The 26,785-nt window shown below is 45.5% G+C and carries 30 protein-coding genes; 7 read left to right on the top strand and 23 right to left on the bottom strand.

The annotated features are described in order from the left end of the window. Positions 1-76: 76 nt before the first annotated feature. From MHB46_RS19235 to MHB46_RS19190, 10 genes are all read right to left on the bottom strand, one after another. Positions 77-790: an MgtC/SapB family protein gene (locus MHB46_RS19235; protein ID WP_341163133.1), complete on the bottom strand. Its 714-nt coding sequence runs from the start codon at positions 788-790 to the stop codon at positions 77-79. A 98-nt stretch (positions 791-888) separates the two neighbouring features. Next, the gene (locus MHB46_RS19230; RefSeq protein WP_341163132.1) at positions 889-1,359 is read right to left on the bottom strand and encodes a GNAT family N-acetyltransferase; all 471 of its coding nucleotides are present in this window, start codon (positions 1,357-1,359) and stop codon (positions 889-891) included. 130 nt (positions 1,360-1,489) lie between these two features. After that, positions 1,490-2,935: an Asp-tRNA(Asn)/Glu-tRNA(Gln) amidotransferase subunit GatB gene (gatB, locus tag MHB46_RS19225; protein ID WP_322174847.1), complete on the bottom strand. Its 1,446-nt coding sequence runs from the start codon at positions 2,933-2,935 to the stop codon at positions 1,490-1,492. 26 nt (positions 2,936-2,961) lie between these two features. Then, complete coding sequence (gene gatA / locus MHB46_RS19220) at positions 2,962-4,419, bottom strand: Asp-tRNA(Asn)/Glu-tRNA(Gln) amidotransferase subunit GatA (protein WP_023990257.1); 1,458 nt, start codon at positions 4,417-4,419, stop codon at positions 2,962-2,964. A gap of 27 nt (positions 4,420-4,446) precedes the next feature. Further along, positions 4,447-4,734, bottom strand: a complete 288-nt coding sequence (gene gatC / locus MHB46_RS19215) for an Asp-tRNA(Asn)/Glu-tRNA(Gln) amidotransferase subunit GatC (RefSeq protein ID WP_013311910.1) — start codon at positions 4,732-4,734, stop codon at positions 4,447-4,449. A 304-nt stretch (positions 4,735-5,038) separates the two neighbouring features. Continuing rightward, entirely contained in the window at positions 5,039-5,425 is a 387-nt protein-coding gene (locus MHB46_RS19210; protein WP_061831452.1) for a hypothetical protein, read from the bottom strand. An 80-nt stretch (positions 5,426-5,505) separates the two neighbouring features. Then, positions 5,506-5,715: a hypothetical protein gene (locus MHB46_RS19205; protein WP_341163131.1), complete on the bottom strand. Its 210-nt coding sequence runs from the start codon at positions 5,713-5,715 to the stop codon at positions 5,506-5,508. 242 nt (positions 5,716-5,957) lie between these two features. Further along, complete coding sequence (locus tag MHB46_RS19200) at positions 5,958-6,587, bottom strand: MBL fold metallo-hydrolase (RefSeq protein ID WP_061831454.1); 630 nt, start codon at positions 6,585-6,587, stop codon at positions 5,958-5,960. A 3-nt stretch (positions 6,588-6,590) separates the two neighbouring features. After that, on the bottom strand, positions 6,591-7,160 hold the full coding sequence (locus MHB46_RS19195; RefSeq protein WP_061831455.1) for a thioredoxin family protein: 570 nt from the start codon (positions 7,158-7,160) through the stop codon (positions 6,591-6,593). 1 nt (position 7,161) lies between these two features. Beyond that, on the bottom strand, positions 7,162-7,776 hold the full coding sequence (locus tag MHB46_RS19190; protein ID WP_013311915.1) for a DedA family protein: 615 nt from the start codon (positions 7,774-7,776) through the stop codon (positions 7,162-7,164). Between the two features lie 144 nt (positions 7,777-7,920). Here MHB46_RS19190 and MHB46_RS19185 point away from each other — a divergent pair, with 144 nt between their 5' ends. Beyond that, complete coding sequence (locus tag MHB46_RS19185; protein ID WP_013311916.1) at positions 7,921-8,244, top strand: hypothetical protein; 324 nt, start codon at positions 7,921-7,923, stop codon at positions 8,242-8,244. 80 nt (positions 8,245-8,324) lie between these two features. Here the strand turns inward: MHB46_RS19185 and MHB46_RS19180 are convergent, their stop codons facing one another. Further along, positions 8,325-9,539: a class I SAM-dependent methyltransferase gene (locus MHB46_RS19180; protein ID WP_341163130.1), complete on the bottom strand. Its 1,215-nt coding sequence runs from the start codon at positions 9,537-9,539 to the stop codon at positions 8,325-8,327. Next, positions 9,526-10,182, bottom strand: a complete 657-nt coding sequence (locus MHB46_RS19175) for a DUF6483 family protein (RefSeq protein WP_103050297.1) — start codon at positions 10,180-10,182, stop codon at positions 9,526-9,528. Before MHB46_RS19175 ends, MHB46_RS19180 begins: the two co-directional genes overlap by 14 nt. Before the next feature lie 395 nt (positions 10,183-10,577). Between MHB46_RS19175 and MHB46_RS19170 the strand changes: the two genes are divergently transcribed. Beyond that, positions 10,578-11,144, top strand: coding sequence for a pyridoxamine 5'-phosphate oxidase family protein (locus MHB46_RS19170; protein ID WP_341163129.1), 567 nt, complete (start codon positions 10,578-10,580; stop codon positions 11,142-11,144). 91 nt (positions 11,145-11,235) lie between these two features. On the opposite strand, the gene MHB46_RS19165 is transcribed toward MHB46_RS19170, so the two are convergent. Both MHB46_RS19165 and yyaC read right to left on the bottom strand, forming a co-directional pair. Continuing rightward, a complete protein-coding gene (locus MHB46_RS19165) occupies positions 11,236-12,030 on the bottom strand; it encodes an alpha/beta fold hydrolase (RefSeq protein WP_160789562.1) in 795 nt (264 codons plus the stop codon). An 88-nt stretch (positions 12,031-12,118) separates the two neighbouring features. Further along, positions 12,119-12,709: a spore protease YyaC gene (gene yyaC / locus MHB46_RS19160; RefSeq protein ID WP_341163128.1), complete on the bottom strand. Its 591-nt coding sequence runs from the start codon at positions 12,707-12,709 to the stop codon at positions 12,119-12,121. 120 nt (positions 12,710-12,829) lie between these two features. Between yyaC and MHB46_RS19155 the strand changes: the two genes are divergently transcribed. Beyond that, complete coding sequence (locus tag MHB46_RS19155; protein WP_013373034.1) at positions 12,830-13,057, top strand: DUF1128 domain-containing protein; 228 nt, start codon at positions 12,830-12,832, stop codon at positions 13,055-13,057. Positions 13,058-13,251: 194 nt separating this feature from the next. Here MHB46_RS19155 and MHB46_RS19150 read toward each other — a convergent pair whose 3' ends face one another. Next, positions 13,252-13,971 (bottom strand): pirin family protein, encoded by a 720-nt coding sequence (locus MHB46_RS19150; protein WP_341163127.1) that lies wholly within the window; start codon positions 13,969-13,971, stop codon positions 13,252-13,254. Between the two features lie 231 nt (positions 13,972-14,202). Between MHB46_RS19150 and MHB46_RS19145 the strand changes: the two genes are divergently transcribed. The 4 genes from MHB46_RS19145 to MHB46_RS19130 all read left to right on the top strand — a co-directional run bounded on the left by MHB46_RS19145 (position 14,203) and on the right by MHB46_RS19130 (position 16,324). Further along, complete coding sequence (locus MHB46_RS19145) at positions 14,203-14,907, top strand: phosphatase PAP2 family protein (protein ID WP_341163126.1); 705 nt, start codon at positions 14,203-14,205, stop codon at positions 14,905-14,907. Between the two features lie 137 nt (positions 14,908-15,044). Continuing rightward, entirely contained in the window at positions 15,045-15,302 is a 258-nt protein-coding gene (locus MHB46_RS19140) for a GlsB/YeaQ/YmgE family stress response membrane protein (protein ID WP_069011991.1), read from the top strand. Between the two features lie 51 nt (positions 15,303-15,353). Further along, a complete protein-coding gene (locus MHB46_RS19135; protein ID WP_023990268.1) occupies positions 15,354-15,755 on the top strand; it encodes a YtxH domain-containing protein in 402 nt (133 codons plus the stop codon). Positions 15,756-15,847: 92 nt separating this feature from the next. Continuing rightward, positions 15,848-16,324, top strand: a complete 477-nt coding sequence (locus tag MHB46_RS19130) for a DUF5665 domain-containing protein (RefSeq protein ID WP_165179367.1) — start codon at positions 15,848-15,850, stop codon at positions 16,322-16,324. 115 nt (positions 16,325-16,439) lie between these two features. Here MHB46_RS19130 and MHB46_RS19125 read toward each other — a convergent pair whose 3' ends face one another. The 8 genes from MHB46_RS19125 to MHB46_RS19090 form a co-directional block, all read right to left on the bottom strand. Then, entirely contained in the window at positions 16,440-17,399 is a 960-nt protein-coding gene (locus MHB46_RS19125) for a magnesium transporter CorA family protein (protein WP_165179366.1), read from the bottom strand. A gap of 120 nt (positions 17,400-17,519) precedes the next feature. After that, a complete protein-coding gene (locus tag MHB46_RS19120) occupies positions 17,520-18,293 on the bottom strand; it encodes a sigma-70 family RNA polymerase sigma factor (protein WP_013311929.1) in 774 nt (257 codons plus the stop codon). Next, complete coding sequence (gene rsbW / locus MHB46_RS19115) at positions 18,290-18,742, bottom strand: anti-sigma B factor RsbW (RefSeq protein WP_061831463.1); 453 nt, start codon at positions 18,740-18,742, stop codon at positions 18,290-18,292. Before rsbW ends, MHB46_RS19120 begins: the two co-directional genes overlap by 4 nt. Before the next feature lie 18 nt (positions 18,743-18,760). Continuing rightward, the gene (locus tag MHB46_RS19110) at positions 18,761-19,099 is read right to left on the bottom strand and encodes an STAS domain-containing protein (protein WP_220030189.1); all 339 of its coding nucleotides are present in this window, start codon (positions 19,097-19,099) and stop codon (positions 18,761-18,763) included. A gap of 99 nt (positions 19,100-19,198) precedes the next feature. Further along, the gene (locus tag MHB46_RS19105) at positions 19,199-20,869 is read right to left on the bottom strand and encodes a response regulator (protein ID WP_341163125.1); all 1,671 of its coding nucleotides are present in this window, start codon (positions 20,867-20,869) and stop codon (positions 19,199-19,201) included. Positions 20,870-20,888: 19 nt separating this feature from the next. Then, positions 20,889-21,758, bottom strand: coding sequence for a CheR family methyltransferase (locus tag MHB46_RS19100; RefSeq protein ID WP_023990274.1), 870 nt, complete (start codon positions 21,756-21,758; stop codon positions 20,889-20,891). Positions 21,759-21,837: 79 nt separating this feature from the next. Beyond that, positions 21,838-25,557, bottom strand: a complete 3,720-nt coding sequence (locus MHB46_RS19095; RefSeq protein ID WP_341163124.1) for a response regulator — start codon at positions 25,555-25,557, stop codon at positions 21,838-21,840. Then, positions 25,541-26,722, bottom strand: coding sequence for a PP2C family protein-serine/threonine phosphatase (locus MHB46_RS19090; protein WP_028541849.1), 1,182 nt, complete (start codon positions 26,720-26,722; stop codon positions 25,541-25,543). Before MHB46_RS19090 ends, MHB46_RS19095 begins: the two co-directional genes overlap by 17 nt. Between the last annotated feature and the right edge of the window lie 63 nt (positions 26,723-26,785).

Raw genomic sequence — 26,785 nt, 5'->3', positions numbered from 1 at the left:
TCCGCTGAAAAATACTTCAATGCTTACATAGTACCCCAATCGGATTTAAGAGTAACTGTTAAAAAAAGGTAGGCTATTACTCAACAGAGACTGCAGCTATATCTTCCCATTGTCGTAAATCAGCGGCAATACGTACGGGATTAAAATCATGACGGGACAGCACCTCTAGGGAAACCTCCATACTCTGCCGATCTGGATGTAATTCGTGAAATGGGACATTTTCATGTTCTTTAATCATTATTTTACGTATTTCCACTTTTTCTTGCTCTAAATAAGTGGAAATCTGCTCCAGCAATCCGTGAGACGACAATCCGTACAATATAATAAGATGACGCTTGCGTCCACGCATATACCGAAGTTCGACTTTGTTAAATACCCATAAATTTAAAAATACGAGCACTGTCGCCGCTATAGACGGGAAATAAAAGCCTGCTCCGACCCCAAGACCAATGGCAGCCACGACCCAAATGGAAGCCGCAGTCGTTAGTCCGGTAATGGATTTACCTGTGAACATAATCGTCCCTGCACCCAAAAAGCCTACGCCAGTGATTACAGCCGTAGCCAAACGAGCGGGATCTATGCGTACATTAGCTTCTTTAATAAAATCGGCAAAGCCGTAAATGGAGAGTAGCATAATCAGCGTCGAACCAAGACTGACCATAATATGAGTCCTCAAACCAGCTGCGTGATTGGAACGTTCGCGTTCAAAGCCAATGAATCCACCGAGAAGCATGGACAGCAAAAGCCGTAAAATGATATGTGAATCGTCTATAATCCACGGATTATTCATTCAAGTTACTCCTCCCGGTTATGTCGTGCTTCCCACTCCGGGTGCGCGGTTTGTGGGCTTATGTGCATTTTTAATGCCAATTTAATGATAACTCAATGCTATTCCAACTTATGCAGATGGTAGGTGGTTAATTCCACGCCTGGGGCGACCTCCGCCGCAGATACGGGGCGAAAGCCATGTTTTCGATACAATGTCACGGCAGGAGTATTTAAAGTTCCTGTAGAGACGATAAACAACGGGATATTTTGATATTCATTCAAAACATGCTTCATTAAAGAGTCTGCAATACCTTTTCGAAAATGATCTGGGTGAACCATCATACGTGTAAGAGTAAGCGAATCGGGCGAATCGGGCGAATCAGACTGCACAGCCAGTGCCCCTAGCAATTCACCTTCCTCCAGCCACCCATAAAAAGACTCTCCACAGCTTCTCAGCGTATCCAATGTATCCATCAGTGGAGGAATCTCATCAAACCCAATCAGCTCAGCTTCCAGCCTATAGGCAGCGTGCTGGAGACGCCATATCTGACTGACGATATCATCATCTTCCAATGAACATAGGGTAACCATGCTGTTTTCCCTCCTAAGGAAACTCATAAAATGCCATCAGGATTCTAAAGCTTGTTCGCGCCAATCGTTCTCAGCGTCTATGCAAAAGGGGCCTGTCCCTAAAAGACAAGCCCCTGTCAAATCTATGCCATTAGCGGTTCAGCACTTCCGTCAGCAACTTATTAGCAAGGCCAGGGTTTGCCTTTCCCTTGCTCTCCTTCATCACTTGACCGACTAGGAAGCCGATGGCCTTTTGCTTGCCGGCTTTGTAATCTTCGACCGATTGCGGGTTAGCTGCTACAACTTGTTCGACAATGGTCAAGATTGCACCCTCATCACTGATCTGTACAAGCCCTTTTTCTTCAACAATTTGCTGTGGCAGTTTATCACTTTCCAGCATTTCCTTGAAGACCGTTTTGGCGATTTTGCTATTGATCGTTCCCTTCTCCAGCAGTCCGATCATTTCACCCAAGCCCCGTCCGGTCAATTTAACCTGCGACAGCTCCACACTGGCACTGTTCAAATAACCAAGTAAATCCCCCATAATCCAGTTGGATACTGCTTTGGCATCCTTGGTGAATTGAAGGCTATCCTCAAACAAATCGGCCAATGGCTTGGAGGACGTAATCACCTGGGCATCATACTCAGGTAATCCATATTCCGAAGTGTAGCGTGCTTTACGCTGGTCAGGCAATTCAGGAATCGAAGCACGGATGCGTTCTTTCCATTCCTCATCTATATGCAGTGTAACGAGATCCGGGTCTGGGAAATAACGATAGTCATGGGCCTGTTCCTTACCACGCATGGATAAGGTTTTACCTTGTGCCTCATCCCAACGACGTGTCTCCTGTACAATCGTTCCGCCTTCGTCCAACGTCTGCTCCTGTCGGAACTGCTCATATTCCAGTCCGCGCTGTACGCCACGGAAGGAGTTCATGTTTTTCAGTTCCGCTTTAGTTCCCAGCTCTTTTTGTCCATGCGGACGAAGACTGATATTCGCGTCGCAGCGAAGTGATCCTTCCTCCATCTTCACATCGGATACATCACAATACTGCATAATGGCACGTATTTTTTCCAGATAGGCCTTGGCTTCTTCCGGCGAAGATATTTCCGGCTCCGAAACGATCTCGACCAATGGTGTGCCGACCCGGTTAAAATCGACCAAAGATGCGTAGCCACCATCAACATGTGTTAATTTTCCTGCGTCCTCTTCCAGATGCAGTCGGGTAATACCGATACGCTTTGTCTCACCATTCACTTCAATATCAATCCAGCCATTTTCGCCAATGGGTTGATCGTATTGTGAGATTTGGTAAGCCTTAGGTGAATCGGGGTAAAAATAGTTCTTACGGTCAAACTTGCTCACATCAGCAATGGTGCAATTCAGCGCCATTGCTGCTTTCATTGCATAATCAACGGCCTGACGGTTCAATACCGGCAATACCCCTGGATGACCGAGACAGACCGGACATGTATGAGAGTTGGGTGGTGCTCCGAAGGATGTCGAGCATCCACAGAATATTTTAGACTTCGTATGCAATTCCACGTGCACTTCAAGTCCGATGACCGTCTCATATTTGGATGTAGTTGTAGACATGAATAGGTTCCCTCCTTTTTAGCAAATTACAGCTGCGGACGCTGCTTGTGAAATTCGGTATTTTGTTCAAAAGCATGAGCTACGCGTAGCACGGAAGACTCGTCAAAGGCCTTTCCAATAATTTGTAGTCCGACTGGCATTCCATCCGCAAGACCACACGGAATGCTGATGGCTGGCACACCAGCTAAGCTCACCGGAATCGTCAAAATGTCGTTCAAATACATCGTCAATGGATCATCCACTTGTGAGCCGATTTTGAAGGCAGTTGTCGGTGCAGTAGGTCCGATAATTACATCATATTGTTCAAATACACGATCAAAATCCTGTTTAATCAGTGTGCGCACTTTTTGAGCTTTCAAATAATAAGCATCGTAGTACCCAGAGCTGAGTGCATAGGTACCCAGCATAATCCGACGCTTCACCTCGGGACCAAAACCCTGCGTACGGGACTGATGGTAAAGATCAAGCAGGTTGTCCGGATTGTCAGAACGCACACCATAGCGCACGCCGTCAAAGCGGGCCAGATTGGACGACGCTTCGGATGAAGCCAACAGGTAGTATGTCGCTACCGCATATTCCGTGTGCGGAAGAGATACCTCTTCCCATACCGCGCCCAATCCTTCCAGCGTTTTCAGTGCGTCGAGCACCTTTTCCTTTACCTGTGGATCTACGCCCTCACCAAGATACTCTTTAGGCACAGCGATACGAAGTCCTTTTACATCCCCGGTTAAAGCGTTCAAATAATCAGGAATGTCTACCTTTGCAGAAGTGGAGTCCTTCTGGTCATAACCTGCAATGGCTTGTAGGACATAGGCCGAATCCTGAACATTTTTAGTAATAGGTCCAATTTGGTCTAAAGAGGAGGCAAAAGCCACCAGTCCAAAACGGGATACTAGACCATAGGTTGGTTTCAGGCCAACTACACCGCAGTAAGAAGCAGGCTGGCGAATGGAACCACCTGTATCCGAACCGAGCGTGAAATAAGCCTCACCCGCTGCAACAGCCGCAGCCGAGCCGCCACTGGAACCGCCGGGAACACGTTCTAAATCCCAAGGGTTACGTGCAGGGAAAAAGCTGGAGTTCTCGTTAGAGCCGCCCATGGCGAATTCGTCCATGTTCATTTTACCGAGTGTCACAGTTTGCGCTGCGCGCAACTTGCTAACAACTGTGGCATCGTAAACGGGATCAAAATTTTTCAAAAACTGACTGCCACATGTTGTACGCAGCCCTTCTGTCACAATATTATCCTTAATACCAACCGGCAGACCAAACAACAACCCTCTTTCCTCTCCGGAAATCAGCTGATCATCCAGCTGACGTGCGGATGCACGGGCCTGTTCCTCGTCAACGGTAATATAAGCTCTGATCTTGTCTTCCCGCGCACCAATCGTCTCCAGAGCGTGTCCCACCAGATCACTCACGGAAATTTCCTTTTGATGCAGCTTGTTATGTATCTCGGGCAATGTGTTATTGAACAAGCTCAATTTGCATCCTCCTTTCAAATATGAGATCTATTCCAGAACAGCAGGAACCTTAAACTGTCCGTCTTCTTCTTCAGGTGCATTGCGCATCACTTGCTCATGTGTCAAACTTTCACGAACTTCGTCGTCTCGCATGACATTGCTGACGTGCAGCACATGAGTGGTCGGTTTTACCTGCTCCGTATCCAGCTCATTCAGCTTCTCCGCATAATGGAGAATGGCGTTTAATTGTCCTGTCATCGTTTCTTCTTCAGCCGCGGTCAGATTCAACCTAGATAGCTTGGCTACGTGACGGACATCTTCCGTGGAAATGTTCATACAAAACCCTCCTCATGTATATGAGGATTTTGCAAAAAGTCCAATAAGCGACTGGAATCGAATTTTGCAAAATCCTGATATTAAAAAATGCTGCACCGAACTTTGAAATAACGTTTTTAATTATAGGATAGAACCCTTTACAATTCAATCTTTGACGCGGTACAGAAGCAAACTGTACATCAATGAGGGAAATGTTGCTAAAAGAATATAAAAAAAGCACCTCTCGGTGCTCTTTCGAGATAACTATAAGAGCTGAGATTGTGCCCTTTATATATTTTTAAAAAGAGTCGGCAGTAGCCGACCCCTATATCCAAGCACGCAAATTGACTTGTCTGATAAAATCAGCCTGTGACAACAACTCTGCCGCGGTTTCTTCTTCTTCAGTCTCTACCGAATCAAGACCACCGTTCATTACATGCTTGAACAGTTGCTCATTATGAGTAGCAAGGGCATAATCTATCAGCGCTTCACGCTCAATCCGCTCGGCTTCAAGCTTGAGAATACTCTCTTCCAGCTCGATGTCCCCGGATGGTACAAAAAAATTGCGGTTCACCTTCGGTACGCGAATGACATAGTCAAAAGCATTGTCCGCATTACGGTCGTAAGCAATGATATAACCATGTTCGCCCACAGGAAGATTCTGCTCAAAAGCATCCGCGACGATCATAATTCTAGCTCCTAAATGATGCATCGTTAGCCCCCCCGTTTGTCTGAACTTATCTGCTAAGTCTACTAAAAAAAAAGTAGCTTGTCTATATCATCTATGTATCTTCATAATCGACCGTCTCCACGTCCCAACCTGTGTTCATTCAGTCTCACATGCCAGTTTTGTGAAGGGATTCTGCCCCGTCGTTTCACCTTTTTCCAAGTTATGATCTTCGGTTTGGAACCTACCACAGAATCTTCAATATCTATTATATTGGGAACACGGAAACTACCTCCAATCTCACGTTGTACCCCATGTATATGTTTTCTTTTCATTCTTGCTCCCCCTTGTGATCTGACGGCCTCATGCCTCTTTATCCTCATAATGGGCAAAAAAAAGAACGCAAACCGGGATTCATCCACAGCTTGCGTGCTTCGCGAGTTTAGTATGTAACTTTAATAAATTTATGTTAACAAAAATAAAAACCTTTGTCTATACATAATTTATAATTTGTTGTCGAATTGGGGCAAAACCTGTCACACCTTTGATTTTGCCCCTCCTGAAAGGTTCATCACATTTACCGGATATACGGATTGTTAGCTTTCTCATAACCGATGGACGTTTTGGGACCGTGACCGGAATAGACTGTAACGTCATCTCCGAGCGGAAACAATTTGTTTTGAATAGAATCGTATAGATCCCGTTCCCGCCCACCCGTCAGATCCGTGCGTCCAACGCCCTGACGGAATAGCACATCCCCGGAAAAAAGATCTTTGCCACACAGAAAGCTGACACTTCCGGGTGAATGGCCCGGTGTATGGAACACCTTGAACGTGTGCCCGATCAGGTTCAATTGCTGACCTTCCGCCAAATCATATTCGGCAGGACCGGTTGAGATTGGTGGAGATGCCTCTGGCCACATCAAGGAGCCATTCAGCTTAGGAGATGTGAGCCAGTCTTGCTCCAAGGCGTGCAAATACACCGGGCATCCTTTGGCATTGCGAATCTCCTCCACCCCACCAATATGGTCAAAATGGGCATGGGTCAGCAGGATAGCTTCAATAGTCAGAGACTCAATCGCCCTCAGCAAAGGACCCGGATTCATTCCCGGATCAATAATAATGGCGCGCTGTGGATCATCCCCTTGAAGCAAATAAGCGTTCGTCTGAAGTGGACCGAGATTAAAGCTGCGAATAGATAGCACCATAAGTTAAAATCCCGAGATCAGCTCACGTAATTCCTGAACAATCACAGGATGGACCTCGGTTCCCTCCCCATATTTTTCAGCCATTTCTTTACGAGCAACTGCAATTTTTTCTTGATAATCATCGGCTTCCCGATCTGGATTTTCACGTTTGAATTCGATCATAATTTGTTGGACATGTGCAGGGCGTGGTCCCCAGTGGCCAAGTACGTGACCTCCTGTATCCGCAAAAATCACAATCGGTACAGCACGTCCGCCCATTGTCAGGAAGTCATCCATCAGCGCCTGATGGTTTTCCAAGATTAATACTTCGGTCGGAATCCCGCTATTCTCCAGCGCACGGAACACAACTGGCACATTACGTACCACATCCCCACACCAGTCGGCAGCCAAAATAAGCACGCGCAGATCATCCCGATGGTTCAGGCTTTCAAAATACTCTCGATCCTCTTCGCGATTCCACACAAACTGATCGTACCCAGAGCGGAAGGCTTCTTTGTTCTTTTCCATGCCCTCCATAAACTGTTCAGGGCTTAAGCCCTTTCCGAAGTATTGCGATACATTAGTACGGCTCATGTTATACACTTCCTTTTTTGTTTTTGGACAAAATCCATTTGATAACAAAATAAATGATCAAGAGCGCAAGGGCAACCAGCAAAATCGGTTTGATGTAAGGTGCTGCCACTTCGTCAATTTGCTCCCACTTGTCTCCTAGCAGCATACCTAAATATATAAACAAAACAGACCAAGGTATAATCGCTAGCGTTGTCAAAATAGTAAAACGCCACACGTTCATTCGAGCCAACCCGGCAGGGATTGAGATGGCATGACGCACAACAGGAATAAAGCGAGCTGTGAAAATGACCCCTGTGCCGTATTTGTTAAACCAGGCTTCAGCATGGTCGACATGACTTTTTTTGATAAGTATGTATTTCCCGTACTTATCTAATACCGGTCTGCCGCCATAGCGTCCAATCCAGTAAATGAACAACTGGGCCAGAACCCCGCCAATCGTTCCAAAAACGACTGCGCCAAAAAAATTAATATGACCCGAGGATACTAAAAAGCCACCGTAAGCGAGGACAATTTCGCTTGGAATGACCTCAACCATCAAGCCTAGCATAATACCAAAATACCCAAGACTACGAATGATCTCAAACAAATAATTAATGATACTAGATATTTGGTCCAATTCTCTTCCCACTCCCTGCCTGTTTCTCTATTTTCATTAGTGTATCACAGCGGCAGAACAAGTCGCCACTTCGCCCAAATAGGGAGGTCAGTGACCCCGGCTCCTCTGCCCGCATAAGTTGAGAGAGAGAGGAGGGGGTACAATATGCCTCCCGGCAAATTCCCCAAACATGACAATTCACAATCCCGTTTACCCACGGCTCGTGGTATCCGCCGCGCATGTACCAAAGAGTTGTATCGAACCTGCAAACGTCTGCCTGTTCACATTGCTCCTGATCTGGTCAAGCAGGGCGAGGAGCTATACTGCCGCAAGGTCGTCGGACACCTTATCTGGATTGCGGAAAACCATAGTAATCGCAAACTACTATGCGACTGGTGGGACGAAGATGTCAGCGAGGAGCTCGCGGCATTGTGGAAGGTGGATCGCGATGTCTTGTGCACCGCTTTTAGAAGCGCCTATGGCGGATAGATATTGGCGTACTGCAACCATGAACTGTAAACTACAAAAAAGTGGAGCCACCCCGCAGTGGCTCCACTTTTACTATATTGTTAGCTATGTGTCTGCTTCTTCCCCGCTCCTTCGGGAAGCAAATCCGCACAAGCGCATTCCAAATAAGGATCAGCATGAATAAAATCCCGAAATGCTGTGTATTCACGCCACAAAACGGATTGTTCTCCCGCCTGCCCTTTGACGGCACGAATCAGAATATTTTTAGGTGTATGCTCCATGTCGATAAATTCCAATAGCTGTGTCCGATATCCCATCATATCCAGCAGTTTGGCCCGGATTCCATCCGTTGCCAGTGCAGAAAAACGCTCCTTTAAAATACCGTGAGATAGCAAAGGCTCCAATACCGGATTTTCTAGTTGGCTGAACAGCTCATGCTGGCAACACGGAACCGACAAAATAACGGATGCTCCCCAGCGGACGGCCTTTTCCAGCGCCGCATCTGTTGCTGTATCACAAGCGTGCAAGGTAACAACCATATCCACCTGTTCCAGTTCGTTATAGTCTGCGATATCACCGACCAGAAACTCCAACTGTCGATATTGCAGCTTTTGAGCCAGAACATTACAGGTTTCAATGACATCTGCCTTCAAGTCCAAACCAACGATCTGCAATGGTCGCTTTTGCTGTACAGCCAAATAGTGATACAGCGCAAAGGTCAAATACGATTTGCCACAGCCAAAATCTACAATCGTCAATGGGCGGCCTACCGGAAGGCTGGGCAATACATCCTGCACCATTTCGAGAAACCGGTTAATTTGACGAAACTTATCATACTTGCGGGCCAGTACCTTACCATCCTCATTCATAATCCCAAGCTCAATCAGGAAAGGAATTCGCTCCCCTTCTTCGAGCACATATTGCTTTTTGCGATTATGAGACAGGTCGGCTTTACTTTTGCTCGGTGACTTTGTCAGAATGGATACTTTATATTTTTTACTGATCAGCACTTGGTAGTCTGCATCCTTGGCGCATAGAAGTCCTTGGCGGAACGTGTCCTCAAACAAGGCAGTCATACGCTCATTAGCTTCGTCAGGGGTCAGATTTTCATGAATGACTTTGTTGCTATAATGAAAAGCAAACTGGTAATACAGCTTATTTTTCAATTCTACAGGTTTGATTTGCACTTTAGTAAAAGAAGCATCCTCCCGTTTGCGAAGCTGACTCAGCGTGGCTGTTATGAGGGATCCTCCCGTGGTCAATTGGTATATAAGTTCGCGCAGTGAATCCAAAAGGTACATCTCACTTTCTTTCATGTAATTGGGTGATCTCGGTCAAACCCTCGGTGACTTCCTGGCGTGAAATTCCACCCAGCTCCAGCTCTGCATTGGTCTTATCCAGTAATTGACTATAAAACGTCTCCGCTTCCGCTAGCAGCTCTGGCTGCTCCCATGCCAATCCAAACCAGACATCGGCGGCTTCGTCCAGCCTGTTTTCCCGCTCGTAATGAACAGCCAACAGTTTGCTGGTTTCAGGGGGAAGCTCATATTCACGCACCAGTTTCACGATACACGCTATTCGTTCAGGCAAGACCTGCAGATCACGAGTCGCGCCATTCGTATCGCTGTACAAATATAAATGAAGAGATTTCATCAAGATTCGTATGCCCTCGTCTGTTCTGCTGGTTTCCAGGTAAATCACGGCTTCTTCCTCTAAAATGCGAGCCACCTGCTGAAGCTTATCCGCTTCAATTCCAGGGCCCAATCGGAAAAGCTCAATAATTTGTTCCGGCGGCAATCGTCTGAGCAAATCTGAACGAAGACGAAACTGCTTGTTGAGCAGGTCATCTAGTTGTTTCAGCGCTTCGACGTGTTTATTTTCACGCCTTAGACCGAGCACCGATGCTACTGCGGATGTCAATTCTTCCATCATACTGAGCAAATAATCTTTTCTAAGCAAGCCGTTCCCTTCCTTTCATCCCGATGCCTAGACAACCAGAAACTCTGTCTTCTGATTGTATGACATCCTTGTCTAAAAGCCAAATGCCCTACCATGCAGAAATACCACTTATAACCTTCACCCTCAGTTAACAACATCAATGATCAGGAAGTCAGAATGCTCACGCATGGCAGTGAATTCCTACGGTACAGCACTTTGTAGCAGATCATGTGACTAGCGAATGACGTTTTTTTTAAATCAATATTGCTTCTTCATTAGTGTTGTGATATTTTTGTTTCATACGAAACAAAAAAATTAATCAGTATATTTAAACATTCCATAAAATTATTTATAATAATTATTTTCTTCAGAAACAAAATTTATATGAATATTTTTGTGAGAAAGGATGATGGAGTTTGGGTAAACAATTTAGCTCGATATTACCGGAACATCAAGAGTTTATACAGCGGCAGCACATTTTCTTTGTAGGATCAGCACCGCTATCCAAGACAGGGCACGTTAACCTTTCCCCCAAGGGATATGATTCCTTTCGTATTCTATCGGACCAAAGGGTAGCCTATCTCGACTTGGCGGGAAGCGGCAACGAGACAAGCGCCCACATTATCGAGAACGGACGGGTAACAATCATGTTTTGTGCATTTGAGGGCGCTCCCAGTGTACTAAAGCTCTATGGTACTGGTACCGTCGCGCTGCCCGATACTAAGCAATGGAATGAACTGTACCCTCTCTTCAACCCGCTTCCCGGCGCAAGACAAATCATTGTTGTGGACGTTCACATGGTGCAGAATTCATGTGGTTTTGCGGTTCCCTTCATGACATACACGAACGAACGGGAAAAGCTGAAGGAAGTCTCGATTCAGATGGGAGAAGAAGCACTTAAAAAATATGCCTATGAGAAAAATCTGGAGAGTATTGACGGTTTGCCGACAGCGTTTGCCTTTAACAAAAGCAATATAAATTAGACACCTTACACACCTAAATAATTGACTACCCAAAAACCGGAACCTTCTGTTTATCACATCAGAAGGTTCCGGTTTTTGGGCTTACCTTAGTCTACCTTTTCAAGTTTTGCTCTAAAAATGTCAAGATGGTGTTCGCTAATAACTCCGGTGCCTCGAACAGGCTCATGTGACCTGCTTCCGGTAGGGTAACCTGAGTTACTCCGGCCCGATCTGTTGTAAACGTCCGCGCTGGAGGAACCGCCTGATCCTGCTCACCCGCTACTAAAAGGGCTGGCAATGCAGAAGCCGACAACACATCCCGCCGATCAGTACGCTCGCGCATAGCCAATGATGCTCCTACGGCTCCTTGTGGTGGTGTTTTGTAGCCAATTTCTTTGACTTTAAGTAATTGGCTGGACATTGACTCCACATGATCAGGAGCAAACAGTCCCGGTACGAGTCCATCTACAAAGGTCGTAATCCCCTCCGTTTGGATGGTGGATACAGCCTTATTCCGCTTTTCTTTACCTTCATCCGTATCTGCATATGCTGTAGAATGAATCAGTCCAAAGGCTGTCAGGCGCTCTGCATGTCTCTGCACTGCCGAAAGGGCAAGATAGCCTCCTAGGGAGTGACCAAACCAGGCAGCCTGAGGAATGTCCAATTGTTCTTGAAGTTTAAGCACATCATCTGCCATTTGATCAATAGTATAGGCTCCTAGTGGAGCATCGCTGCGTCCGTGTCCACGCAAGTCTGGAACAATACAACGATAGCTTTGGGATAGCAAGGGAACAACCTCATCCCAGTAGGAAGAACTTCCGCAAAATCCGTGCAATAGAATGATCGGATCTCCTTTTCCCTGTTCGGCATAGCAGATCGTCGTTCCTTCGCATAATACCTTTTCCATGTGGAACCCTTCCTTCTCTGTATATAATCTATTGGATCTGAATATATTAGTGAGTAGAACATGCTGATGTATATTATTAAGCAGACCATCAATATCTGAAACGGTAACCCTCTGGAAAATCTTGCGAAGCTGTTTTTAAACCAAATTCATAAGCCGCCGCATTAGCAATATGCGCAGCCATGGTCATGACCAAGTGAAGCGACGTCATTTGGAGTGTCCAATAGGGTTTGGGACTGCGCTCATTCACAATCGCTGCAACACTATAATGACCAACAGACGGCAGAGACAGCCCCACCGATCGCGCAGGAGTTAGCGGTTCACGCGCAATAAGAAACATTCCCGTTGAGCCGTGCTGTCCAAGACAAGCATCTATGGCGATCACATGATGATCTTGGGGAATGCACTCCAAGTATGAAACCAGATGATCTGCATCGCAGGGCTCCGTCATTGTGCCAATCACGTGCGGAAAGCCTTGCTCCTTGAGCATGGTGCCTACCAGTGGCCCGAGTGAATCACCCGATGAGCGATCTGTACCGATGCAAACAAAAGTCAACTTATCTATAGCATGCTGTTGATAAATTTCTCGGAAAAACGGCGCGAGTCCATCTCGATCTGTTTTCTTTACATTATGTTCTAAGGACGAGCGACCGGGTGCGGAAGCTCGATTATACAAAGACAACTTTGTCCATCCTCCTTGATTCGGTTGTATATCAGTAATCTGGCTTTCAGTACATTCTACAACAAAAACATGATACAATACAGGCAACTTCCCCTGTTATGAAAGGATGGAAAATTAACGATGGATTTGTCTGTACCGTCTCATGCCAACATTGAGTATATGATTGAGGGTATTAAAACCAAGCTCCGTATGGCGAGTGGTGCTGCTATGCAGGCATCCGCTTTCTCGCTGGAGCAATACGAGGACATCCATGATGTCTATGATATGGTGATAAGCAAGCCTAACCTGAGCATTTCAGAGGTTGAAGCTATTGTTTCTGAACTGGGCAGATTACGCAAATCCTCCTGAATAGCTTATAGGAATACAGCTTAGCTGTATTACAACCTATCATCATGAACAACAGCCTTCATGATAGTGCCCTGTCACCGTAAATAAAGCTCGTATCTCCGGTCGTCTCAACAGACGTGCAACGGGATACGAGCTTTATTTTCTCGATTGCATATACGGATTTTCATACACTTCTTCACTCACTCAAAGATGCTTCAAGGCAAATCCGCTAACACCAATTCAGATATATCCTCATTACCTGTAGCTAGTATTTTTAAGGAACAGCTTTTTTGAATTCGCGCGGCGTCACCAGGTCCTAACTGAAAATCTCCATCCTGGCACGTAATTTCCACATGACCGCTAACTACATAAATATGGGTGCGGCGCTCCTCTTGCTGCGGATATTCAAGCTGCTGTCCTTTTTCCAATCTGCTCAGATACAGATTTATATCCTGCGCGATGGATAACGCTCCCTCCACTTCTGAACCAGACACAACAGGCTGAAGCCGATTTAGACGTTCACTGTGCTTGAATCTTTGCACCTGATAAGAAGGCTGAATGCCAGGACTCTCGGGTAAAAACCACATTTGCAAAAAACGAACCGGTCTTTCATCCCCAGTATTTCGCTCTTCATGTTCAATTCCGGTGCCTGCACTCAGAACCTGGATCGAGCCGCTTTTCAAATCCTGCTCATGTCCTAAGCTGTCGCTATGATGCAATTGGCCTTCAATCACGTAGGTGACGATTTCCAAATCGTGATGCGGATGTCTTTTGAAGCCTTGCTGCGGTTCAAGCTCGTTATCATTATGGGCTAGCATACAGCCAAAATGGGCATTGCTCGGATCTTCATAATCGGCAAACGAAAAGCTAAACTCACTATGAATCCATCCTTTATTTGAGGTATGTCTTTCTGCCGATGTCACTATTTTAATCATCCTTAACACCTCCATGGATTACAGTTCCGTAAAGCAGCTTTGCTTCGTGATGACTATTCCACTTCCGGCCCTGGCATTACAAACGCTGTGATACGATCCCTTTACCCCGGGCTTATATGCCTCAATCAGCCTGTCGTCTCCGTCGGGTTTTGCTCTTAAGTTCATTATTAGTTAAGTTAATAGTACGAAAAATTGAATCTATCACAGCCATAAGGAGGAGATTTATTACATATGCTATCTCATGAACCCCAACCATCCCGGTTCCTACCAAGCTATTTGCGCCGTAGTCTGTATGCATCTATTATCATGATCGCTGTGTTGCTTCTCATCGCCTACTCTGTGAAGTGGATTGGCACAGCTCCTTTTCTATATTGGGATGAACGCATACAGGATGCCATTTTTCCAGACACTGCAGCTGCTCGTTACCAACTCCTAACCATCGCTATATTCATTACATCTTTCGGTTCATTCCGCATGTCGTTGATCATCGCCCTCGGTGCCGCTACCTTGTGTTGGGTCAGTCTTCGTTCAAAAGCTTATTCCTTTGCGATCCTAAGCAGCTTTACGGCGATGTGGGTGCTGAATACGCTCATTAAGGAAATTTTGCAACGGGAACGCCCGTCACTTCAACATTTGGTTGAAGCCGGGGGTTATAGTTTTCCCAGCGGTCATGCGATGATTTCCATGGGATTTTTCGGAATGATATTTGCCATTTGGGCCATAGAACGAAAGATTCGTGGGCGTTCGCTCTTTCTTCCGTGCGCTCTGGGTGTACTACTGATTCTCTTGATTGGATTAAGCCGCGTATATCTAGGCGTTCACTTTCCTACAGATATTGTGGGTGGCTATATTGCAGGTATAATTTGGCTGGTGTTTACCGTTCCTGTGATCTATTGGCGAGCGCGCATGCAGCTTCCTTCCACTCCCCACCGGTAAATGTCTAAGTCGGCTTTTTGTTTCACTCCGGGTCACGACGTTTATATACGAAGTAAGCAAGGCTCAGCAATATCGAAGCTCAGCATTCATCAAAAACGTTATGGTTTTGTGAACTTAGGATAAGGGAGGCGATCCTTGTGTGGGGAATTGTACTAAGTATTGTAATGGCTATTATTATCGGATTGATTGGCGATGCACTGGCTGGTCATGAAATGCCTGGCGGCATTGCGGGCTCTATGATTGCTGGATTTGTAGGAGCTTGGCTAGGTGTCATGCTATTGGGAGACTGGGGCCCGGTCATCGGAGATTTTGCAGTCATTCCAGCCATACTCGGAACAGCATTGTTCGTGTTCTTGCTCGGACTGGCGTCCAGGCTATTAAGAAGGGCTACCTAAAATTTTATATATATTTTTTATTCTTTAATTCTATAAGAGGAGTGATATAACATGAGTAACATTGACAATCAAAATATGGCAAGTACTTCAGGTTTTGCAAAAGGTTTATTTATTGGAGGTTTGATTGGTGCTGCCGCAGCCCTGCTGTTCGCGCCGAAGCCGGGTCGTGATTTGCGTAGTGATCTGTCTGATAAAATTACAGTCGTCTCCGATAAAACAAAGGACGTGGCATCTGTAGTGAGCAGCAAAGCGACAGATTTGGCCAAAACCGTTTCCACCAAAACAGCAGATGTAGCCAAAACGGTATCCGAAAGTAAAGACAACATCGTATCCAGCGTAACCAAAGCTTCTGCAGATGTCGCTAATGAAGCAGCCAAAGCGGATAAAGAAGTTATGGATGCAACGGCTCAGGCGGCCAAGGATACACAGAAACAATTGAATGCTAATTCCTAATAGCTACACATTCTGATGGCAAAAAAATAAGCCCTACACTGAACAGCCAGCATGCAAGAAGCTGGCTGTTTTTAAATGATAGAAAGGCTGGGATGACAATGAACAAGCCAAATTCATATGGAGATGATCTTACCGCGAACAACAAAAGAACCTTTCATCCCCTACAGGCTCAAGATCAGCCAGATGAAGTTTCATCCAAGCAGACTTCTTCTACTCATAATCATGTTAAAACACATGATCAGGAGAGAGACTTTGATGTAAATGAGCATCCTTTTGAGCTGCGCCATGAGGTCAAGCGGCTTAACAAACGCTTAGATCAAATAGCAGATACGCTCGAAAGAGCAGAATTCAAAGATATTCTGGAGAACTACTCCAGCACTAAAAGAAGAATTATGAGCAATCTGACCGCAGGCATTGCACGTGGTCTCGGTCTTACGCTGGGTACAGTGGTCATACTCGCCTTGCTCGCTTGGTTGCTCAGTTTCCTAGTGCAATTAAATCTTCCGGTCATCGGAGATTTCATCGCCGAATTATTAGGATATATCAAAATGAGCCAAGGTACTAAGTAATTATCCCTATCACATTTAAAAACGATCCATCGTAACCGGTAATAGACTCCTCAAAGAGCCTCCAGTTACGATGGATCGTTTTTTATTTTTAAATTGTAACGACTGTAATCAGCCGCTACAATTTGTTGCGCTTGTTAGCCTTCAATAAGTCTCCTGTCCACCCCTTCATCATCAGCCAGCCGTACATTCCCGCCATACTTAGCAATGTGGCAATAATCACGGTGGTAAAACCCCAGCCTGTTTTAATCCAAGGCATATTTTCAAAGTTCATGCCCCATATAGCGCCCACTACGGTTGCTGGTGTAAATACGGCGGTGACAATGGTGAGCGTCTTCGTAATCTCATTCCCTCTAAATGCGGAAATGGCGTCGTCAATGGAGATCAATGTGTCGATTTCCTTTTCATAATGCAGGAAAAGTCCTTCCATCCGAGTAACACGGTAAAGTAACTGCTTAAAAAAACGATTCTCCTCCAGTTGATCCAGATATGCCTCCCGAGAAGCCGTCACCAGCTCTGAAAAAGGAATGAACATATTGCTCCAATACAACAGCTCGAAACGTGCATTCAATATAGAATCCATCAGCGTACGGGCATTCCTTTTCTCCATCTCCTCTTCCAGTCTTCTCAGGTTGATCTCGAACTTATCCATACCTGTATGAAAATAATGAAGCACGGCTCTCGCCAATACAAACATGCCATCAGCGGCATCCTCACACTGTTCCAGCATTTTTTGGCGTTCCGCGGTGTGCATGATTTCACGGGTATTTTGATCCAAATTTAAAGTCACTAACTTTTGGTTTAGAACCAGAAAATAAAACTTATTGCAATTACGCTGACTGTCGATCTCCTCCTGAACGGAGTAAATCAACGACCCGTACATTAAGGGCTGATTGCCATCTGGAAAGCGCACAGATATAAAGCTGGATGGAATGTCCTCTACCTTGTCCAGCCATTCTGCGGCTTCTGGGAGCTTCTCCTTCAAGTGCTGTATGACCGAATCTTGCCAATTCCCAGCACTGATGTCCCACCATTCCCATCCTCCACGAAAGGAAGAAATCTGTTCAAATGCTGTCATGGATTCCAACCTTCCTCCCAACCTTTTTCGCTTTATAAAAAGGACACGCTTCCCATATCGGAATAACGTGTCCTTACGATGTGACGTCAAATATGTTAAGCCAAGAATTCCGCGGTCTTCTCATGAAATAGAGGAATTAGACATAATCTGCTTCAGCTTTTCCGTTGCCCGCTTCTGAATACGGGAAACGCTCATCTGCGATACGCCCAACGTCTGTGCAATCGCACGTTGAGATTGACCGTCCTGAAATGCCAGAAGAAGCACCTTTTGTTCCTGCTCCTTCAGTTGGCTTAAAGCCTGCTGCAAATCCATTCGTTTTTCCACAGTGTCATAATCGTTAGCATCCGAACTAATGAGCTCGCCTAACGTAGCTGCACTCTCTTCCTGGGATAAAGGCGAGTCCAGTGAAACATAGTGATAGCACTCACGGCCTGCAAGCACCTCAATCGTTTCTTCCACGGTAAGATCCAAATAGGTCGCAATCTCATCCACATTGGGTGAGCGTTCCAATTTAACGGTTAGTTCATCAATAGCATGTTGAACAAGCGCACCCTTTTCCTTAATACGGCGAGGAACCTGGATGTACCAGGATTTGTCGCGCAAATAATTTTTCATATGTCCCAACATACTTTTCATAGCATACGGTTCAAATGGGATACCCAAGCTGATATCGTATTGCTGAAGCAGACGTATCAAAGCCATCTGACCGGTCTGATATAAATCCTCGTATAAGTCCGGACGGTTACGGGAGATCTTCCCGGCAGCCATCTTGACCATTGGCTCATACTTGCGGATCAGCACGGTAGCAATCTCGTTATCTTTTGTTTGCTGGTACTCCCAGATTAGACCAACGGCTTCATCCATCGACTCCGGGGGAGTTACCTTTTCATTCATACTCTTTCCTCACTTCTGGTCAGGCGCTTTACCAGCACCACTTCGGTGCCTTTTCCTGTCTCATTCAAGATATGGACATCGTCCATAAGCGCCTGCATGAGATAAAAGCCTAATCCGCCTATCTGCGCATCATTCAACTCCTTGTCATGCAAGGATGCGATACGGGACGGGTCCTCCACACGTTCAAAGCTCTCCCCTTCATCTTTGACACGAATGGACAACGAAGCTTCATCAAATTCGAATGTTACTTCCACGACTCCCCCCTCATGACCATATGCATAAAGGACAGAGTTATTACAGGCTTCCGATACAGCCACTTTCATGTCTTCAATATCCTCATAAGAGAATCCCATTTTCGCGGCAATACCGTATAAATTTAATCTTACAATATCAACAAAGTCAGCAGTTGCCGGTAAATTAAGAACTACTTTTTGAATTTGAGCATTCATTTCTTTTTCTTTCCTTTCCTATTGGGAATTCTCCTGGGGGACAAAGAATTTGGCAATACCGGTCATATCAAACAGCTTTTGAATTTGAGGCGGTACCTCTTGAACAGCAAAGTGAGACTCCATCCCATGCCTTGCTTTTAAAATGGATAACAAGATACCAATACCCGTGCTGTCAATGTATTTAAGGTCTCTCAAGTTAATAATCAAATCTTGGCTGGACTCCCCCACCAAAGGCTCCATCACCAGACGAAAATCAGGTGCTACCGAAAGATCCAACTCTCCACTCAGATAAACGGTATTTACGCCATCGGTTGTTTCTGTAATTGCATTAAATTTCTCATTTTTATTTGTATTCATAGGCCTACTCTCCCGAAAAAAGATTTCCCTACATACTAACCCATTATACGAGCGTTTGAATCACGGTATAACTTTTTAAATACTACCAAATGCCACCATCTAGGCTTCATTGATTTGATCTTTACCCGGCTGCATTGGAAAATGGTCCGGAGAATGCCGTAGCAACGCCTGTTTTACACTGCTGATTTTAACGGGCTTACTAATATAATCGTTCATCCCAGCTTCAATACATCGAGGCTGAATACCCTCCATGACGTTAGCCGTCATGGCGATAATGGCAGGTTGGGATCTTCCCGCCAATTGTTTACGCATTCTACCCGTACATTCCAGACCGTCCATCACGGGCATCTGCAAGTCCATAAAGATATAGTCATAGTCGTGATTCGCCATGACCATATCAAGCGCCTGTTGCCCATCTGCTGCCACATCTGAAGCTAAACCGAGCTTATCCAGTATATTAACCATTAGCTTCTGGTTGATCGGATGGTCATCCACCACCAGTACAGGTTTACGACTTGGAGACTCCTGATGTGGAATTTCCCAATCGTGGCTGGACTCCCCCTCCAGTTCATTTTCCTCAGCAAAACCAAGCTTCATTGTAAAATGAAACGTCACGCCTTGTTCTCCGCTCGTATCTACGCGGATATCTCCGCCCATCATATTCACTAAGGTTTTACAAATGGCGAGTCCTAACCCGGTTCCACCATATTTACGCGTCATCGAAGAATCCAGTTGGGAAAAGGGCTGAAACAGCCTTCCAACCTTAGCGGGATCAATACCAATGCCTGTATCCTTCACAGAAAACTCAACGGTAAGTCCATTGTCGCTTTGCTCTTTGACAGATGCGAAGACATACACCCCGCCCCGATCTGTAAATTTGACGGCATTGGATACCAGGTTAATCAATACTTGACGCAATCTTCCCATATCTCCATATAACACAGGAGGCATCTGTTCATCGAGGAAATAAACCAGTTCCAAGTTCTTTCGGTTCACCTCTACCGTAAATAGGCTGAAAACTTCCTTGATACAGGAAACCAGATCAAAAGGATATTCCTCTACCTCCATTTTGCCTGACTCCAGCTTAGTGAAGTCCAGAATATCATTAATGACTGCTACCAGCGCGTCTGCACTACGACGGATGATATCGGCATATTCCTGTTGGTCGCTTTGCAGCTCCGTCTCCATCAGCAAATCAATCATGCCAATGACGCCGTTCATAGGTGTGCGGATTTCATGGCTCATCATTGCCAGAAATTCCGTTTTGGCATTGGCAGCAATCTCTGCTGCCTCCTTGGCGGCAATCAGTTCGCTGTTCATCTTCTCAAGCTCCTGCGTCTTGTGGTGAAGCAGCATGGATTGTGTCTTCAAGCGTTTGTTTGTCAGATACATTTGCACGAAGCCTTCAATTTTGGACTTGAGAATTTGAGGGATGAACGGCTTCACCATATAATCAATACCACCGGCTGAATATCCCGCAAACAAATGCTCAGCTTCCTTGCTGTTAGCTGAAATAAAGATAATCGGAATATCCTTTGTTTTCTCTCTGGCCTTGATTAACTTTGCAGTCTCAATTCCATCCATACCCGGCATCTGCACATCAAGGACTACAAGTGCGAATTCATCTTTTAATAGACATCGCAGCGCTTCTTCCCCGGATGTGGCTTTTACCAGATTATATTGTTCACTCTCCAGCACCGCCTCAAGAGCGAGCAGGTTCTCAGGTCTGTCATCTACCAGCAATATATGAATCGGTTCATGAAGCCCCATGGAATCCTCCTAAGCATCTCTATTTAATCTTCCGGTATATTTTTTCTATCCGGTCCAGCGGCTCGTAGGAATCACTATAATCGGTAAAATGTATGGATTCCTTGGCCCCAAGCACCAACACACCAAAATGACTTAAGCTATCATAAAACAACCCATGTACATGGTTGCGAAGTTCGTCGTTAAAATAGATCATGACATTCCGGCAAAAAATCACATTGAACTCGTTAAAGGACCGGTCTGTCGCTAAGTTGTGCTCCGCAAAAATAATATTCTTCCGTAAAAAAGGATGAAACATCACTGAATCATACTTGGCTGTATAATACTCAGAGAACGATTGTGTTCCCCCGGACTCCAAATAATTTTTGGTATACAGCTTCATTCGGTCGATCCCGTATACGCCTTCCTTCGCCTGCTGTAAAGACAGGTTATTCATATCCGTCGCATAAATGCGAGCCTTATCATATAAGCCTTCTTCATGCAGCAAGATCGCCATAGAATATACTTCCTCACCAGTGGAACAACCTGCATGCCAGATTCGAATGTACGGATACGTTCGCAAAATAGGAATGATTTTCTGCCTGAAATTTAGAAACAGCTCCGGGTCACGGAACATCTCGGTCACCGGAATGGAAAGGCTTTGTACCAGTCTATCGAAGGCGCTGCGATCATGCAGCACCTTCTCCTGAAGTCCTGATATCGTGCTTACGTTCTCGGACTGCGCATGATAATAAACACGCCGCTTAATCGAAGGCAGAGCATAGTTACGAAAATCGTAGCCGTACAGCCGATGTATACCTTCCAGCAACAGCTCAATCTCAATCAATTCCCGCTCAGTATCATTCGATTTCACTTCATTAGCAGCATTATCCGCCATATCCTTAGATGTCATAATCTCTCTCCAATTCCTAAATAGGTTTTGCCTATGCCGCTCCAATCATGTGTCGATTTATATTACCCATTTTTTTGGGTTACGAATACAACCACACCCGCATTAATGATAAAAGCTGTTCGGTTTGAATCGGTTTTTTCACATAATCGGAAGCGCCTGCCTCAATACACTTGGAACGATCATCCTTCATGGCCTTGGCTGTCAGGGCAATAATAGGCATCTTCTCGAATTGTGGCATTAGCCGGATACGTCGCATCGCTTCATATCCATCCATTTCCGGCATCATCATATCCATCAGCACCAGATCAAAATCAGGTGTCTGTTCCAGCAGTTCCAGTGCTTCTCTTCCATTTTCCGCAAAGGTAACCTCCATACGATAGCTTTCCAGCACACTAGACAGAGCAAATACATTGCGAATATCATCGTCTACCAACAATATTTTCTTACCTTCAAACAGCTCTTCCTTGTTGTATAGCTTCTGCAAAATTTTGCGTTTGTCCTCAGGAAGGTTCGCCTCTACACGATGCAAGAACAACGTTGTTTCGTCCAAAAGCCGTTCCGGCGATTTAACATCCTTAATAATAATAGACTCTGCATATTTACGAAGTTGCGTTTCTTCTTTGCTATCCAGATCTTTGCCTGTATAAATAATGATCGGCAGATCAGTTAGCTGCTCATTCTCTCGAATACGATCCAGCAGTTCAAAACCAGTCATATCGCTCAGCATCAGATCCAGTACCATGCAGTCATACCGCTGGGTAGCCAGCTCATTTAGTGCTTCCTGACCTGTCGATACCGCCGTAATGGCAACATCATCATGATCGATCAGCTCAATAATGGATTTACGCTGATTATCATCATCTTCAACCACAAGGAGACGTTTGACCATTTGGTCCGTATACGATTTGATATGTGAAAATGCTTTATCCAGACTTTCCTTCGAAGATGGCTTTTTGAGATAGGCAATCGCGCCCATCATCAAGCCCTGCTTCACATCATCTATGACCGAAATAACATGCACTGGAATATGACGTGTCGATGAATTTCCTTTTAGCTCGCCCAAAATAGACCAGCCATCCATCACAGGTAATTGAATATCTAATATAATAGCGTCCGGCAAATAAGACTGAGCCATGTTGAGCCCATCGTCTCCTTGGAGAGCGATCAGGGCCTTAAAGCCCCGGCTACGGGCCATATCGTACAAAATATTAGCAAAATTAATATCATCCTCAATAATCAGCAGCACTTTATCCTGTGAGGTAATCTCGTTTCGGTCGTCCCCCGGATGAATAATGTCCGCCGCTTTGTTTTTCGAAGGCATCTGATATAATGGCAACCGTTTAGCAGGCATAATCATGGGAAGATCCGTTTCTGCCGAGTCTGCGACATTCTCAAAATCCGAATTCACAACCGTACCGTTAAATTCCTCTCTCGAATGAGAATCCATATCTTCAGCCGTTGGCGTTTGTTCCGGCAAATACAGTGTGAAGCAACTGCCCTGTCCCTGCTCGGATTCTACCGTAATAACGCCGCCCAACAATCTGGAAAGCTCGCGGCTGATCGACAGACCTAGTCCTGTGCCCCCGTACTTCCGGCTGGTTGTACCGTCTACCTGCTGGAAGGCTTCGAAGATCAGATCCGTTTTATCGGAAGCAATCCCAATGCCCGTATCACGCACAGATAGAGCCAGATAGGATCTTCGTGGATTTAGCAGACCAGGAAGCTGCTCTCCGTTTGCACGGGATACATTGAAACTAATAGAACCTTCCGTGGTGAACTTAAACGCATTGGACAGCAAATTACGTAAAATTTGTTTGAGACGATAACCGTCACTGATAATGGCATCTGGCAGGTTCTCTTCGATTTCGGTATGCAGTTGAAGCTCACGTTGGGCTGCGACCGGAGCAAAATTCTGCTCCACAAACAGTTCCAGTTCCTTCAAGTGGACCGCTTCATGGTTAATATCCATTTTTCCAGCGTCCACTTTGGATAAATCCAGAATTTCATCAATCATTTTCAACAAATCGGCGCCTGACATATAAATGGTTTGTGCATATTCCACTTGCTTTGGCTTAAGATTGCCTTCCTTGTTCTCAGACAAGAGCTGAGAAAGAATAAGCAAGCTATTTAGCGGAGTACGCAGCTCATGAGACATATTGGCCAAAAACTCGGATTTGTATTTGCTGGTGATTCCTAGCTGCATTGCCTGTTGCTCCAACTGAGCTCGTGCACGTTCGATCTCATCGTTCTTTTCTTCTACTTCTCGAACCTGTTCTTCTAGCGCTCTAGTTTTGGCAATCAGTTCAGTATTAAAATGCTCCAATTCTTCTTGTTGACGTTGTAACAATTCCTCTGAACGCTTGAGTTCTTCTGTTTGCTCCTCCAAATTTTCGTTGGAGCGCTTGAGTTCCTCTTGCTGAGTTTGTAGTTCTTCGGATTGGCATTGCAATTCCTCAGTAAGTGCCTGAGATTCGCGCAGCAATTGCTCTACACGCATCCGTCCCTTGATGTTGTTCAGAATGATCCCCAAGCTCTCTACTAATTGAGCAAACAGCTTCGTTTCCAGATCACTGAAGCGATCCAGTGACGCTATTTCTACAGCACCGATACACTCATCCTCGAACAAAATAGGAAAAATCATAATTCCCACGGGCTTACTTTCTCCTAAGGCAGAGCCTATGGACAAATATCCGTCAGGAGCCTCTGTAATCAAGATCGGCTTACGATCCAGAACACATTGTCCGAGCAAGCCTTCGCCCACATGGATAACGTCCCTAATCGAATTTTCGCCAGTCACCTTTGCATAGGAACCGTATAACTTAAAACGGTTGTCTTCTACATCTTTCCCTTGCAAATAGATGGCTCCATAGCTACCTCCCAAGATGGGCGTAAACTCACTAATGAACATCTGAGCAACCTGCTCCAGTGAATTCACACCACGGAACAGCTCAGTTACCCGAGCAGTATTGGCATTAAGCCAAGTTTGATCCTTCTGCGTTTGAAGGACAGAATGCTCAAATCTCCGCTTTTCTTCCAAGTCTCCGGCCATTTGTTGAAATACACGAGCGACCTCCCCGATTTCATCCTTGGAAGAAACACTCATTCGGCTAATGGCCCTGTATTTCCCCTTGCCAAAACCATTAATCATGAGATTAACGATATTTAGACCTTTGGCAATGCTTGGGAGCACCCACAAAATAACCAGTAAGCCCATGATCAGACCGGCGGCCATCAGAATTGTGGTAATCTGCACAGATTCCTCATAAGCCTGGTTGGCTTGCTTCATGTCGTTATCAATCTCCCGATCCTGAAAAACGGCAAGGGCATTAATGCTATCCATTGCCTCCTCTTGAGCAGGCAAACCAGTACTATTGCGGAAAGCGTTAGCCTCATCAATGCGATCTTGTCCCAGTAAGGAAACTAACCTTTGTTCGTAACTTAGAAATTCATTCCAGGCGACGGCTACCCGATCAACCTGCTGCTGCTCTTCACTGGTGCCTGAATTTGTTTGCAAACTTGCCAGCACTTTCGTTCCAGTAGCAGAAATATCATCAAGCTCACGTTTGGCCTCGCCGACGGAGGAGCCCGGATTTAAAATCAGGTTGGCCATAACTTTAGCCATATCATTCACCTGACCACGAATAGCCGTTGTTTTCCGGACCTTCACATATCGGTCCTGGTAAACCTGATTCAGCTGCTCATTCAGGTTCCCCATACGGTCATAGCTGATTAGCGTCAGCACAAGGAGGATCGCCATAAGCGATCCAAAGCCGATCAGCAGTTTATTTCTGATTTTCATGCAAGCTCTCTCCCTCTTTCAATGAAATCCAGATCAGGCACTTATCATCATCGCGATCCTGTGGCGTCTCATTACGAAAAAATGCATCCAGCATCGCTTCTTCGTTCCATTCCTCATACTTACGTAGACACTCAGTCAGATACTCCAACTGCTCCTCATATTCACCTTCCACCGCTTCCAGCAAACCATCCGTATACAAAGCGATATGTCCAGTTCCTTCATAATGAATCGTGTGCATTTCTGCATCAATCTTATCAAACAAACCAACCGGGCTACATGCACGGTCAAATTTGGTAATGCTGCCATCCTGGTTGAACAGCAAACCGGGAGGATGTCCCGCATTTACATAGTCAATTCGCCGTGAACGGGTATCAATCACCATATAAATCGCCGTAAAATAATACTGTACCAGCTGCTTGCCCAGATCCAGTTGGTTAAAACGCCGATTCAGCTCTTGTATGACTTTCTCAGGCTCCACATATGTGGTCACCGTATCCTTAAGTACAGACGCAATGAACATGCAGAACAGCGAGGAAGAAATGCCATGCCCCATCATATCAAGCAAAATGATGGCATATCGCCCCTCCCCTAACGGATACCATGAATATAAATCCCCTGCCAGTTCAAAGGAAGGCTGATAGAGCGCATTCACTTGCAGCACTGGGTCATGGATGGCAGGGCTAAGCACCGCCTGCTGCACCATCGCGGCCAGCTTCAACTCATCCTGAATTCGCTGATCCCGATCCTTATGCCAATCCTTCTCCTGTTTGAGACGCAAGGCAGACCGGATTCGCGCCATGAGCTCTACCTTGTTGATTGGCTTCGTGACGTAATCGACGGCTCCCACATCTAGAGCTTCGGCCAATTTTTTGGAATCGCCTACCGCCGTTACCATAATAATCGGGATATCTTTTAAATGCTCATATTCCTGTACAATACTGCAAGCTTCAATGCCGTCCATTTCAGGCATCATCATATCCAGCAACACCAGATCAATATCTGAAGGACGGGGCCTGAGACTAATGGTACGGTCGCCGATTCCCAGATGCTCCAACATTTCTGCGGCCGAGCTAGCAGAGATCACATCCCGATAATTTTCTTTTTTCAGTATTTCACGAATAATAATGACATTCGTCGGGTTATCGTCAACAATTAGAATTCTCATTGGCCTCTCCTTATCTGTAACTCATGTATTATACTATACCTGCTTATACGGCAACACCCTTGT

Source organism: Paenibacillus sp. FSL H7-0703 (assembly GCF_038003485.1).
Taxonomy (GTDB): domain Bacteria; phylum Bacillota; class Bacilli; order Paenibacillales; family Paenibacillaceae; genus Paenibacillus; species Paenibacillus polymyxa_B.
This window is presented reverse-complemented; position numbering and strand designations above follow the sequence as displayed.

Coding starts and splice junctions, on each gene's coding strand:
- MHB46_RS19235 (WP_341163133.1), bottom strand. CDS start 790: ATGAATAATCCGTGGATTATAGACGATTCACATATCATTTTACGGCTT.
- MHB46_RS19230 (WP_341163132.1), bottom strand. CDS start 1,359: ATGGTTACCCTATGTTCATTGGAAGATGATGATATCGTCAGTCAGATA.
- gatB (WP_322174847.1), bottom strand. CDS start 2,935: ATGTCTACAACTACATCCAAATATGAGACGGTCATCGGACTTGAAGTG.
- gatC (WP_013311910.1), bottom strand. CDS start 4,734: ATGAACATTTCCACGGAAGATGTCCGTCACGTAGCCAAGCTATCTAGG.
- MHB46_RS19210 (WP_061831452.1), bottom strand. CDS start 5,425: ATGCATCATTTAGGAGCTAGAATTATGATCGTCGCGGATGCTTTTGAG.
- MHB46_RS19205 (WP_341163131.1), bottom strand. CDS start 5,715: ATGAAAAGAAAACATATACATGGGGTACAACGTGAGATTGGAGGTAGT.
- MHB46_RS19200 (WP_061831454.1), bottom strand. CDS start 6,587: ATGGTGCTATCTATTCGCAGCTTTAATCTCGGTCCACTTCAGACGAAC.
- MHB46_RS19195 (WP_061831455.1), bottom strand. CDS start 7,160: ATGAGCCGTACTAATGTATCGCAATACTTCGGAAAGGGCTTAAGCCCT.
- MHB46_RS19185 (WP_013311916.1), top strand. CDS start 7,921: ATGCCTCCCGGCAAATTCCCCAAACATGACAATTCACAATCCCGTTTA.
- MHB46_RS19180 (WP_341163130.1), bottom strand. CDS start 9,539: ATGAAAGAAAGTGAGATGTACCTTTTGGATTCACTGCGCGAACTTATA.
- MHB46_RS19165 (WP_160789562.1), bottom strand. CDS start 12,030: ATGGAAAAGGTATTATGCGAAGGAACGACGATCTGCTATGCCGAACAG.
- MHB46_RS19155 (WP_013373034.1), top strand. CDS start 12,830: ATGGATTTGTCTGTACCGTCTCATGCCAACATTGAGTATATGATTGAG.
- MHB46_RS19150 (WP_341163127.1), bottom strand. CDS start 13,971: ATGATTAAAATAGTGACATCGGCAGAAAGACATACCTCAAATAAAGGA.
- MHB46_RS19145 (WP_341163126.1), top strand. CDS start 14,203: ATGCTATCTCATGAACCCCAACCATCCCGGTTCCTACCAAGCTATTTG.
- MHB46_RS19135 (WP_023990268.1), top strand. CDS start 15,354: ATGAGTAACATTGACAATCAAAATATGGCAAGTACTTCAGGTTTTGCA.
- MHB46_RS19130 (WP_165179367.1), top strand. CDS start 15,848: ATGACAATGAACAAGCCAAATTCATATGGAGATGATCTTACCGCGAAC.
- MHB46_RS19125 (WP_165179366.1), bottom strand. CDS start 17,399: ATGACAGCATTTGAACAGATTTCTTCCTTTCGTGGAGGATGGGAATGG.
- MHB46_RS19120 (WP_013311929.1), bottom strand. CDS start 18,293: ATGAATGAAAAGGTAACTCCCCCGGAGTCGATGGATGAAGCCGTTGGT.
- rsbW (WP_061831463.1), bottom strand. CDS start 18,742: ATGAATGCTCAAATTCAAAAAGTAGTTCTTAATTTACCGGCAACTGCT.
- MHB46_RS19110 (WP_220030189.1), bottom strand. CDS start 19,099: ATGAATACAAATAAAAATGAGAAATTTAATGCAATTACAGAAACAACC.
- MHB46_RS19105 (WP_341163125.1), bottom strand. CDS start 20,869: ATGGGGCTTCATGAACCGATTCATATATTGCTGGTAGATGACAGACCT.
- MHB46_RS19100 (WP_023990274.1), bottom strand. CDS start 21,758: ATGACATCTAAGGATATGGCGGATAATGCTGCTAATGAAGTGAAATCG.
- MHB46_RS19095 (WP_341163124.1), bottom strand. CDS start 25,557: ATGAAAATCAGAAATAAACTGCTGATCGGCTTTGGATCGCTTATGGCG.
- MHB46_RS19090 (WP_028541849.1), bottom strand. CDS start 26,722: ATGAGAATTCTAATTGTTGACGATAACCCGACGAATGTCATTATTATT.